The organism is Pseudomonas sp. BN415, assembly GCF_029871195.1.
Taxonomy (GTDB): domain Bacteria; phylum Pseudomonadota; class Gammaproteobacteria; order Pseudomonadales; family Pseudomonadaceae; genus Metapseudomonas; species Metapseudomonas resinovorans.
On record NZ_SSOK01000038.1, the window covers coordinates 1 to 11,760 of the forward strand.

General features: G+C 64.5%; 8 protein-coding genes and 1 pseudogene. 2 read left to right on the forward strand and 7 right to left on the reverse strand.

Features of this window, described 5'->3' with window-relative positions; all coding sequences use genetic code 11:
- Positions 1-972, forward strand: a 972-nt coding sequence (locus tag E8F20_RS09975) for an OprD family porin (protein ID WP_280283605.1), incomplete at its 5' end; no start/stop codon positions are given.
- A 289-nt stretch (positions 973-1,261) separates the two neighbouring features.
- On the opposite strand, the gene E8F20_RS09980 is transcribed toward E8F20_RS09975, so the two are convergent.
- The 7 genes and pseudogenes from E8F20_RS09980 to kdgD form a co-directional block, all read right to left on the reverse strand.
- Entirely contained in the window at positions 1,262-2,200 is a 939-nt protein-coding gene (locus tag E8F20_RS09980) for a 2-hydroxyacid dehydrogenase (protein ID WP_280283606.1), read from the reverse strand.
- 28 nt (positions 2,201-2,228) lie between these two features.
- On the reverse strand, positions 2,229-3,785 hold the full coding sequence (gene garD, locus E8F20_RS09985; RefSeq protein ID WP_280283607.1) for a galactarate dehydratase: 1,557 nt from the start codon (positions 3,783-3,785) through the stop codon (positions 2,229-2,231).
- Positions 3,786-3,944: 159 nt separating this feature from the next.
- Positions 3,945-5,291 carry a glucarate dehydratase gene (gudD, locus tag E8F20_RS09990; RefSeq protein WP_280283608.1) on the reverse strand — a complete coding sequence of 449 codons (1,347 nt, stop codon included), beginning with the start codon at positions 5,289-5,291 and terminating at the stop codon, positions 3,945-3,947.
- Positions 5,292-5,310: 19 nt separating this feature from the next.
- Positions 5,311-6,690 (reverse strand): annotated as a pseudogene (locus tag E8F20_RS09995) (MFS transporter); the annotation flags it as partial.
- An 86-nt stretch (positions 6,691-6,776) separates the two neighbouring features.
- On the reverse strand, positions 6,777-8,048 hold the full coding sequence (locus E8F20_RS10000) for a glucarate dehydratase family protein (RefSeq protein ID WP_280283610.1): 1,272 nt from the start codon (positions 8,046-8,048) through the stop codon (positions 6,777-6,779).
- A 92-nt stretch (positions 8,049-8,140) separates the two neighbouring features.
- Positions 8,141-9,583 carry an aldehyde dehydrogenase family protein gene (locus E8F20_RS10005; protein ID WP_280283611.1) on the reverse strand — a complete coding sequence of 481 codons (1,443 nt, stop codon included), beginning with the start codon at positions 9,581-9,583 and terminating at the stop codon, positions 8,141-8,143.
- A 21-nt stretch (positions 9,584-9,604) separates the two neighbouring features.
- Positions 9,605-10,516 carry a 5-dehydro-4-deoxyglucarate dehydratase gene (gene kdgD / locus E8F20_RS10010; protein ID WP_280283612.1) on the reverse strand — a complete coding sequence of 304 codons (912 nt, stop codon included), beginning with the start codon at positions 10,514-10,516 and terminating at the stop codon, positions 9,605-9,607.
- 378 nt (positions 10,517-10,894) lie between these two features.
- Here kdgD and E8F20_RS10015 point away from each other — a divergent pair, with 378 nt between their 5' ends.
- Positions 10,895-11,716 carry an NAD(P)-dependent oxidoreductase gene (locus tag E8F20_RS10015; protein ID WP_280283613.1) on the forward strand — a complete coding sequence of 274 codons (822 nt, stop codon included), beginning with the start codon at positions 10,895-10,897 and terminating at the stop codon, positions 11,714-11,716.
- Positions 11,717-11,760 lie beyond the last annotated feature (44 nt).

Genomic DNA, 11,760 nt, shown 5'->3' on the forward strand with positions numbered 1-11,760 from the left:
GGCGGCAAGGGCACCCGCGGTACCCAACTGCTGCCGGTGCATGACGACGGCCGCCCCGCCGACGACTTCGGTCGCCTGGCCATGGCCGGCAAGATGCGCGTCTCCAAGACCGAGTTGAAGGTCGGCGAGTGGATGCCGGTGCTGCCGATCCTGCGTTCCGACGACGGTCGCTCGCTGCCGCAGACCTTCCAGGGCGGTCAGGTCACTTCCCAGGAAATCGACGGCCTGACGCTGTATGGCGGCCAGTTCCGCCAGAACAGCCCGCGCAACGACGCGAGCCTGGACGACATGTCCATGAACGGCCGCGCCGCCTTCACTTCCGATCGCTTCAACTTCGCTGGCGGCGAATACGCCTTCAACGAGAAGCGCACCCTGGTTGGCCTGTGGTACGCCGAACTGGAAGACATCTACCAGCAGCAGTACCTGCAAGTGATACACAGCCAGCCTGTCGGTGACTGGACCCTGGGCGCCAACCTTGGCTACTTCAACGGCAAGGAGAACGGCAGCGCCCTGGCCGGTGACCTCGACAACCGCACCTGGTCGGCCCTGCTGTCGGCCAAGTACGGCGGCAGCACCTTCTATGTCGGCCTGCAGAAAGTCAGTGGCGACGATGCCTGGATGCGCGTCAACGGCACCAGCGGCGGCACCCTGGCCAACGACAGCTACAACTCCAGCTACGACAACGCCAAGGAAGAATCCTGGCAGGTGCGCCACGACTACAACTTCGCCGCCCTCGGCGTTCCCGGCCTGACCCTGATGAACCGCTACATCAGCGGCGACAACGTGCATGTCGGCGCAGTCACCGACGGCAAGGAATGGGGTCGTGAGACCGAACTCGGCTACACCGTGCAAAGTGGCGCCTTCAAGGCGCTCAACGTGAAGTGGCGCAACGCGAGCATTCGCCGCGACTTCAGCAACAACGAGTTCGACGAAAACCGTTTGATCATCAACTATCCGTTGTCGATCCTCTGATGCGCCAACCGGGGTGGGGAAGGCTCCCTTCATCCCGGCTTTCCTCAAGGCACCTTCGGGTGCCTTTTTTCTTGGTGCGGGGACTCAGTTGCTGTGGCCCTCACCCCCGCCCCCTCTCCCAAAGGTAGAGGGGGCCGTCCGCACACACGAAAAAAATCGGCGCACTCGTGGTGCGCCGTCACTGCGAGTCTGCAGCTCAATTTCGTGAGAGGAAACGGCGTCCGGCTTGTGACCGGGGCCGCATAGTGGGGCCGCCCGACGCGACCACCGCTATGGGGAGCGGACGAGTTCAGACCACTGGGGTCAGCACCTCGCCCTTGTCGAGGAATGCCCGCAGGTTGGCGAACACCAGTTCTTCCATCTGCAGGCGGGTATCACGGGTGCCGCTGCCGACATGCGGCGCCAGCACCACGTTGTCCAGTGCGAAAAGTGCCTCGGGTACATCGGGCTCGGACGCGAACACATCCAGCCCGGCACCGCCCAGGCGGCTTTCGGCCAGGGCGGCAACAAGCGCCGGCTCGTCCACCACCGAACCCCGGGCAACGTTGATGAGAATGCCCTCCGGCCCCAGGGCCTCCAGCACCGCGGCAGAGATCAGGTGATGTGTGGCAGCGCCCCCGGGGCAGGTCAGCACCAGGAAGTCCGCCCAGCGAGCCAGCGCCTGCAGGTCCGGCTCGAAACCGTAGGGGGCGTCAGCGTCCGGTCGACGGTTGTGGTAGCGCACCAGCATGTCGAAGCCCCCCGCGCGGCGCGCAACATCCTTGCCGATGCGGCCAAGGCCGACGATGCCCAACCGCTTGCCGCTGACCTTGCGCGCCAGGGAGAAGTTGCCAGCCGGCCAAAGACCGGCACGCACGAAACGATCCGCCGCGCTGATGCGCCGCGCGCAGTCGATCAGCAAGCCCATGGCCAGGTCGGCCACGCAGTCGTTGAGCACGTCCGGCGTGGAGCTGACCTGGATGCCACGCTGGCGCGCCGCGTCGATGGCGATGGCGTCGTAGCCGACCCCGAAGCTGCAGATGGCGCGCACGTTGGACAGGCGCTCGAGCATGGCGGCAGAGCAGCCGAAACGCGCCGAGGTGACCACCACCTCGAACGCGGAGCCGTGCGCATCGAGAAAGGCCAAGGCATCGCCCTGCTGCCACAGCGGCACAACGTCATGCTCATTGGCCAGGCGCTGGTTGAAGCGCTCGGTCAGTGGGCCGACGTGGAGGATCTTGGGTTCCATCCGGAATCTCCGATGCGACGCCAGTAACTCAGGTCACCGGCGCGGGGTTGAACAGGGTCAGGTCGTTGTGCAGCCGGTGCTTCTCTGCCCAGGTGTGCTCACGACCGCTGGCCACGTCCAGGTAGTAGCGGAACAGCTCCCAGCCCATCTCATCCAGTGTGATGCGTCCGCTGGTGATGCGTCCGGCGTCAACGTCAATCAGGTCGGGCCAGCGCTCAGCCAGTTGGGTACGCGTGGAGACCTTGATCACCGGCACCATGGACAAGCCGTAGGGCGTGCCACGGCCGGTGGTGAATACATGCAGGTTCATGCCGGCGGCCAGTTGCAGGGTGCCGCAGACGAAGTCGCTGGCCGGGGTCGCGCAATACTGCAGGCCCTTGCCGCGCACGCGCTCGCCCGGAGCGACGACGCCGGCGATGGCGCTGTTGCCGGATTTGGCGATAGAGCCCATGGCCTTTTCGACGATGTTGTTCAGCCCACCCTTCTTGTTGCCAGGCGTGGTATTGGCGCTGCGATCGGCCATGCCTCGGGCCAGGTAGCGGTCGTACCAGTCCATTTCGCGCACCAGCGCCTGGGCCACTTCGGGAGTCGCCGCACGCGGGGTGAGCAGGTGGATGCCGTCGCGCACTTCGGTGTTCTCCGAGAACATCACGGTGGCACCGGCGCGCACCAGCAGGTCAGCCGCCACGCCCAGGGCCGGGTTGGCGGTGACGCCGGAGAAGGCATCGCTGCCGCCACACTGCATGCCCAACACCAACTCGGAGGCCGGGCAGGTTTCCCGGCGGCGCTGGTCGAGAACCTTCAGGCGGTCCTCGATCATGCCCATGATCTGCTCGACCATGCCGGCAAAACCGCTGGCTGAATCCTGCAGGCGGAACAGCCAGGCTTCCTCGTCCTGTCCGGCGGTGAGTTCGTCGCCCGGCATCAGTTGCTCGGCCTGCAGTTTCTCGCAGCCAAGGCCGATGACCAGCGCCTGGCCGCCAAGGTTGGGGTTGCGTGCGATGTTGTGCAGGGTGCGGATCGGGATCACTGCATCCGGGGCGTTGATCGCCACGCCGCAGCCGTAGCTGTGGGTCAGGGCGACCACGTCATCGACATTGGGGTACTTCAGCAGGAGCTCCTTGCGCACCCGGTCGACGCAGTGGTCGAGCACCCCGGTGACGCACTGCACGGTGGTGGTCACACCGAGGATATTGCGGGTGCCGACACTGCCGTCCGGGTTGCGGAAACCTTCGAAGCTGTAGCCCTCCAGCGGCGCCATGGGCGGCGGCACGGCGGTGGCCATGGGCAGGTTTTCCAGCCCCGGCGCTTCGGGAATGCTCAGCAGTTCCTCGCGCACCCAGCTGCCACGGGGAATGGGCTTCAAGGCATGGCCGATCACAGTGCCGTAGCGCAGCACGGCGCCGCCAGCAGGAATGTCCACCAGGGTGACCTTGTGGCTCTGGGGAATAGCTTCACGGGTGACCAGGCCATCGGGAAACTGGCCGCCCTCCGCCACGCCCTGCTCGTTGACCACGATGGCGACGTTGTCGTCCGGGTGCAGGCGCACATGGCGGGGCGAGTCCTGGTGTTGGATCAACTGCATGGCTGACTCCGTTGTTCTGAGTTCAGGCATCGACGGTGGGCTGAAGCCCACACCAAGGCACTGACTCCGTTGTTGTTCTGTGGCTCGGTGGATTGAAGAGCGATATCCACATCTGTGGGAGCGAATTCATTCGCGATTGAAATCGCCCCCACACCCCGGCTAACGCACCAGGCAGGGGCGCTTGTTGTTGAAGGTCCAGTTCGGCACCAGGTACTGCATGGCGATGGCGTCGTCGCGAGCGCCCAGTCCCTTGGACTTGTACAGCGCGTGGGCCTTGGCCAGTTCGTCCATATCCAGTTCGACACCCAGGCCCGGCTTCTGCGGCACCGCGACCTTGCCGCCCTTGATGCGCAGCGGCTCCCTGGTCAGGCGCTGGCCGTCCTGCCAGATCCAATGGGTGTCGATGGCGGTGATCTTGCCCGGCGCCGCCGCGGCGACGTGGGTGAACATCGCCAGGGAAATGTCGAAGTGGTTGTTGGAGTGCGAGCCCCAGGTCAGGCCCCAGTCGTTGCACATCTGCGCCACCCGTACCGAGCCCTGCATGGTCCAGAAGTGCGGGTCGGCCAGGGGGATATCCACAGACTGCAGCGAGATGGCGTGGCCCATCTGGCGCCAGTCGGTGGCAATCATGTTGGTGGCGGTGGGCAGTCCGGTGGCGCGGCGGAACTCGGTCATCACCTCGCGGCCGGAGTAGCCGTTCTCCGCGCCGCAGGGGTCTTCGGCGTAGGCCAGCACCTGGTGCTGGTCGCGGCACAGCCTGATGGCGTCCTTCAGGGACCAGGCCCCGTTGGGGTCGAGGGTGATGCGCGCCTCGGGGAAGCGTTCGGCCAGTGCGGTGACCGCCTCGATTTCCGCTTCGCCGCGCAGGACGCCGCCCTTGAGTTTGAAGTCATTGAAGCCGTAGCGGGCATGTGCCGCCTCGGCCAGGCGCACGACCGCTTCCGGGGTCAGCGCCTCTTCGTTGCGCAGGCGGAACCAGGCGTCATCGGCGTCCGCTTCGCTGCGGTAGTCGAGCTCGGTCTTGTTGCGGTCGCCGACATAGAACAGGTAGCCGAGCATTTCCACTTCGTCGCGCTGCTGGCCTTCGCCGAGCAGGGCGGCCACCGGCACGTCCAGGTGCTGGCCGAGCAGGTCGAGCAGGGCCGCCTCCAGGGCGGTGACGGCGTGGATGGCAATGCGCAGGTCGAAGGTCTGCAGGCCACGGCCGCCGGAATCGCGGTCGGCAAAGGCCTGGCGCACCTGGTTGAGCAGGCGCTGGTAGTTGCCGATGGACTGGCCCACCAGCAACGCGCGGGCGTCTTCCAGGGTCTGGCGAATGGCTTCGCCGCCGGGCACCTCGCCGACGCCTACATGGCCGGCGTTGTCCTTGAGGATCACCACGTTGCGGGTGAAGTACGGAGCGTGGGCGCCGCTGAGGTTGAGCAGCATGCTGTCCTGACCGGCCACCGGTACCACTTGCAGTTCGGTGATGCGCGGTGCGCCCTGGTGAAGATTCTGTTGAGTCATTGCCTTGTCCTTCTACGAATTAACGGGCCGGGCTTGCGGCAGGTGCTTCGCTAGCGGCTGCCGGAACCTCGACGTCAGTCTTTGCACCTTTGAGTTCGACACGCTTGATCTCGCCGACGATGAACAGGTAGCTGAACGCGGCGATGAAGGCGTTGACGCCAACGAATACCAGGGCCCACTTGAAGGAACCGGTGGCGGCGATGATGTAGCCGATGACGATGGGGGTGGTGATCGAAGACAGGTTGCCGCAGGTGTTGAAGATGCCACCGGACAGGCCGGCGATCTGCTTGGGCGAAGTGTCCGACATCACTGCCCAGCCGAGGGCACCGATGCCTTTGCCGAAGAAGGCCAGGGCCATGAAGCCCACCACCATCCAGTCAGCGTCCACGTAGTTGCAGAGGATCATGCTCATCGACAGCAGCATGCCGCAGACGATCGGGGTCTTGCGCGCCACGCTGAGGGAATGGCCACGGCGCAGCATCCAGTCGGACAGCACACCGCCGAGCACGCCGCCGATGAAGCCGCAGATGGCCGGCAAGGAGGCGATGATGCCGGCCTTGAGGATGGTCATGCCGCGTTCCTGCACCAGGTACACCGGGAACCAGGTGAGGAAGAAGTAGGTGATGGCGTTGATGCAGAACTGGCCCAGGTAGATACCGGCCATCATGCGACTGCCCACCAGTTGCTTGATGTGCTCCCACTTCGGCCCGTTGCCTGGCAGCTTGCGATTCTGGTCCATGTCCACCAGCGCGCCGTTGGCGGCGATGTGGTCGATCTCCGCCTTGTTGGCCAGCGGATGATCTTTCGGGTTGAAGATGAACTTCAGCCAGACCGCGGAGAACAGGATGCCGATTACGCCCATGACGATGAACACGTGTTCCCAGCCGAAGCTGTGGACGATCCAGCCCATCAGCGGGGCGAAGAGCACCGTGGCGAAGTACTGGGCGGAGTTGAACACGGCCGATGCCGTGCCGCGTTCGGCAGTGGGGAACCAGGCGGCGACGATGCGCGCGTTGCCGGGGAAGGACGGTGCTTCGGCGAAGCCCACCAGGAAGCGCAGCATGAACAGCGTGACGACGGTCCAGGCCACCGGCAGGGTATCCACGAAGCCCTGCATCAGGGTGAACAGTGACCAGGTGAAAATGCTCACCGCATAGACACGCTTGGAGCCGAAGCGGTCGAGCAGCCAGCCGCCCGGGATCTGACCGAGCACGTAGGCCCAGCCAAAGGCGGAGAAGATATAACCGAGCATGACGGCGTCGATGCCAAGCTCTTTCTGCATGGTGGAACCGGCGATGGAGATAGTCGCGCGGTCGGCATAGTTGATGGTGGTCACCAGGAACAGCATGAGCAGGATCAGGTAACGCACACGGGTTTGTTTCAGCACTTCGCCCATGGTTCTTCTCTCTGAATTGTTCTTGTCGAAGAGCTCGCGCGGTTATACCGCGCAAGTGTCGTGTTGCATTCCGCAGGCAGCGGACGGGGTCAGAACCTCGGCTTGCGAATTGTCCAGGCCGGGTCGTACTTGCGCATCTGCCGCGCGTCGTCGCGACTTCGGATATCGATGGAGAGGTACTGTTCGTGGAGTTTGGCCAGTTGGTCCTGATCCAGTTCCACGCCCAGGCCCGGTGCTCGGGTGAGGCGAACGCAACCGTCCTGGATCGGCAGCTTGCCGCCCTTGATCACCTCTTCGTCCTCTTCCTGCCACGGGTAATGCGTATCGCAGGCGTAGGTGAGGTTGGGCACCGAAGCCGCCAAGTGGGTCATGGCCATCAGGCTGATGCCCAAGTGCGAATTGGAGTGCATCGACAGGCCGAGGCCGAAGGTGTCGCACATCCGCGCCAGCGCCTGGGTGTCGCGCAGGCCACCCCAGTAGTGGTGATCGGCGAGGACAATCTGCACGCTGTTAAGCGCGACGCTACGACGGAACTCGTCGAAGTCGGTGACCACCATGTTCGTGGCCAGTTGCATACCGGTGCGCTCGTGCAGTTCGGCCATTGCGTCGAGGCCGGGGGTCGGGTCCTCGTAGTACTGCAAGTCATCGCCCAGCAGCTCGGCCATGCGCAGCGCCGTTTCCAGCGACCAGTTGCCGTTGGGGTCGATGCGTAGCGGGTGGTCGGGGAAGGCCTTCTTCAGCGCCTTGATGCAGGCTACTTCATGCTCGGGCTGCAAGGTGCCAGCCTTCAGCTTGATGCTCTTGAAGCCGTGGGCTTCGATCATCCGCGCGGCCTGGGCGACGATCTGCTCCTCGCTGAGGGCTTCGCCCCAGGAATCCGGCGCGTAAGGCGCGTCGATGTGCCTGGCGTACTTGAAGAAGAGGTAGGCGCTGAAGGGCACTTCAGTGCGAATGGCGCCGCCCAGCAGGTCCACCAGGGGCATGTTCAAGGAGCGGGCCTGCACGTCGAGGAAGGCGACCTCGAACGCGGAATAGGCGTTGGCCACCTGCTTGCTGGGGTGAGAACCCGGTGCCAGTTCCGCACCGGCTTCGGCGGGCCCGAGGCGAGCGACGGTCTGGATAACGCGGGCACGCAGGCCGTTCAGGTCGAACGCGTCCAGCCCGACCAGGCTGTCCTGCATGGCCTGCAGCACGGCGAGCACCGGTGCATCGCCATAGCTTTCGCCAAGACCGATGTAACCGTTGTCGCTCTCCACTTCGATGATCGAGCGCAGCGCGAAAGGTTCGTGGATACCGCTGGCGTTCAGCAGCGGCGCATCGCGGAAGGCGATGGGGGTGACTCTGACTCGTTTGATCTTCACGAGCGATTCCTACCTGTGCTTGTTGTTGTACTGGTAGTCCCTGTTGAGGCTCGAGGGCAGGACCTGCCCCCGAGTCGTCCTGCTGCGCCGGATCAACTCCCGATGTAGGTGGTCTTCACCGTGGTGTAGAACTCCTGGGCGTAGCGACCCTGTTCGCGCGGGCCGTAGGACGAGCCTTTGCGACCACCGAACGGCACGTGGTAATCCACCCCGGCAGTGGGCAGGTTGACCATGACCATCCCGGCCTGGGCGTGGCGCTTGAAATGGTTGGCGTATTTCAGCGAGGTGGTGGCGATACCGGCGGACAGACCGAACTCGGTATCGTTGGCCAGCGCCAGCGCCTCATCAAAGCTGGCCACGCGGATGACGTTGGCCACCGGACCGAAGATTTCCTCGCGGCTGATGCGCATGCCCGCCTCGCTGTCGGCGAACAGCGCAGGCGCCATGAAATAGCCATCGGTGTCGCAGCTCACCCGCCCGCCACCAGCCACCAGGCGCGCGCCTTCGTCGCGGCCGATGTCGATGTAGCGCAGGTCCTGCTCCAACTGGGCCTGGGACACCACCGGGCCGATATCGATACCGCTATGGAGCGCATGGCCGACGCGGATCGAGCGCATGCGTTCAGCCATGGCTTCGACGAAACGGTCGTGGATGCCGGCAGTGACGATCAGGCGGCTGCTGGCGGTGCAGCGCTGGCCGGTGGAGTAGAAAGCGCTCTGCACGGCGAGCTCAACGGCGGTCTTCAGGTCCGCGTCATCGAGGATCACCTGCGGATTCTTGCCCCCCATCTCCAGCTGCACCTTGGCGCCACGGGCGGCGCAGGCAGCGGCGATGGTGCGGCCAACGCCAACGGAACCGGTAAAGCTGATGCCGTCGACGCGAGCGTCATTGACCATGGCTTCGCCGACTACGCGACCACTGCCCATCACCAGGTTGAACACGCCAGCGGGGAAGCCGGCACGGGAGATGATTTCCGCCAGCGCCCAGGCACTGCCAGGCACCAGGTCGGCAGGCTTGAACACCACGCAGTTGCCATAGGCCAGCGCCGGGGCGATCTTCCAGGCCGGAATGGCGATGGGGAAGTTCCAGGGCGTGATCAGGCCGATCACGCCCAGGGGTTCGCGAGTGACTTCCACCGAGACGCCGGGGCGTACCGAGGGCACCACTTCGCCGGACAGGCGCAGGCACTCACCGGCGAAGAACTTGAAGATGTTGCCGGCGCGGCTGACCTCGCCGATGGCTTCGGGCAGGGTCTTGCCCTCTTCCCGCGCCAGCAGGGTGCCCAGTTCTTCGCGGCGGGCGAGGATCTCGCTACCCACCTTGTCGAGCGCATCGGCGCGGGCCTGGATACCGGAAACCGCCCAGGCCGGGAACGCCGCGCGGGCGGCTTCGATGGCCTGGGCCACCTGGGCGGCGTCGGCCTGGGCGTATTCGCCCAGGCAGTCGGAGAGGTCGGAGGGGTTGATGTTGCGCGAGTAGCCGTTGCCAGCCACCCACTCCCCACCTATGTAGCTATCGAAGCGTTTGTCAGTCACGAGCCTTCTCCTGGTTGCGGGTCACTGCGCGCCCTGGGCGTCGATCAGCGCGGCGAGACGCTCGTACTCGTCCGGCAGCAGGTCAGTCAGCGGTGCGCGAACCGGGCCGGCGTCATAACCGGCGATTCGCGCGCCGGCCTTGACGATGCTGACGGCATAGCCCGCGCGGCGGTTGCGGATTTCCAGGTAGGGCAGGAAGAAGTCGTCGATCAGCTTGCCGACGGTTTCGTGGTCGTCACGGGCGATGGCGCTGTAGAAGTCCATCGCGGTCCTCGGAATGAAGTTGAAGACGGCGGAGGAATACACCGGCACGCCGAGTGCCTTGTAGGCGGCTGCATAAACCTCTGCGGTAGGCAGGCCGCCCAGGTAGCTGAAGCGGTCACCGAGACGACGGCGGATGGCGACCATCAGTTCGATGTCGCCCAGGCCGTCCTTGTAGCCGATCAGGTTCGGGCAGCGCTCGGCCAGTTGCTCCAGCAGCGCCGGGGTCAGGCGGCAGACGTTGCGGTTGTAGACCACCACGCCGATGTTCACCGACTTGCAGACCTGCTCGACATGAGCGGCCACGCCTTCCTGGCTGGCTTCGGTCAGGTAGTGCGGCAGCAGCAGCAGGCCCTTGGCACCAAGGCGCTCGGCTTCCTGGGCGTACTGGATCGCCTGACGGGTGGGACCGCCGACACCGGCGAGGATCGGGACGCTGCCGGCGCAGGTGTCGACGGCAGTCTTGATGACGGCAGAGTACTCGTCCGGTGCCAGGGAGAAGAATTCACCGGTACCGCCCGCGGCGAAGAGCGCCGAAGCACCGTAAGGCGCCAACCATTCCAGGCGACGGGCATAGGTGTCGGCGCGGAAGTTGCCGGCAGCGTCGAAGTCCGTAACGGGGAAGGACAGCAGGCCGGAGGAGAGGATGGACTTGAGTTCTTGTGGATTCATTATTCGAGCACCCTGCGAAGCGGTTTGAGTTGAGCCGGCAATCCGGCTTGAGAGATACGTTATCGTACAACTAAAAAAATTGCCAACCCCTACTCATCCCTCCGTTCGCTCTTCGCCCGCTTTCGACCAGCGGTAGCCGACTACTTCTGGACAAATGCCTTCGACCCATAACCACTATTCCAGAGCCGTCGCACCAAAACAGGGCTTCACCAGATGACGATCCTGGCGGACTGCAGACCGCGCCAGGCGGTCCTCTTTCCACGCAATTTTCCACCTATGTCGCGTTGACAACGCCAAGAAGCCCTGTTGATAATTCGGGCAAGTCATACGACAACATATGACAACACTTCTAATAACAACAACGGAAAGGCCAGAGACATGATCCCTTCCCAATCCGCATCACCGTGCCTCAAGCGCATCCTGCTCACCGGTGCCGCCGGCGGCCTCGGCAAAGTCCTGCGCGAGAACGTCCGCCCCTTCGCCGAAGTGCTGCGGCTGTCCGACATCGCGCCGATGGCACCCGCCATGGGCCCTCACGAAGAAGTGATTCCCTGCGATCTCGCCGATAAATCGGCGGTTGATGCCCTGGTGCAAGGCGTCGACGCCATCCTGCACTTCGGTGGCGTGTCGGTGGAGCGACCCTTCGAGGAAATCCTCGAGGCCAATATCCGCGGGGTGTTCCATATCTATGAAGCCGCGCGCCGCCATGGCGTGAAGCGTGTGATCTTCGCCAGCTCCAACCATGTAATCGGGTTCTACCGCCAGGACGAACACATCGACGCCGCCTGTGCTCGCCGCCCGGACGGCTATTACGGCCTGTCCAAGTCCTATGGCGAGGACGTTGCGAGCTTCTACTTCGATCGCTACGGCATCGAGACGGTGAGTATTCGCATCGGCTCCTCGTTCCCCGAGCCGCAGAACCGCCGGATGATGTCCACCTGGCTGAGCTATCGCGATCTCACCCAACTGATCGGCAAGGCACTGTTCACCCCCAACGTCGGCCACACCGTGGTCTACGGCATGTCCGACAACAAGGACGTCTGGTGGAACAACCATCTCGCCAGCCATCTCGACTACAGCCCCCAGGACAGTTCCGAGCCCTTCCGCGCCAAAGTCGAAGCGCAGCCAGCGCCGGCTGCGAACGACCCGGTAGCGGTCTACCAGGGCGGAGCCTTCGTCGCCGCCGGGCCATTCGAGTGACCGAGACCTGCTCCTGACAAGCGCGGCCAACAAGAACAAGAGAT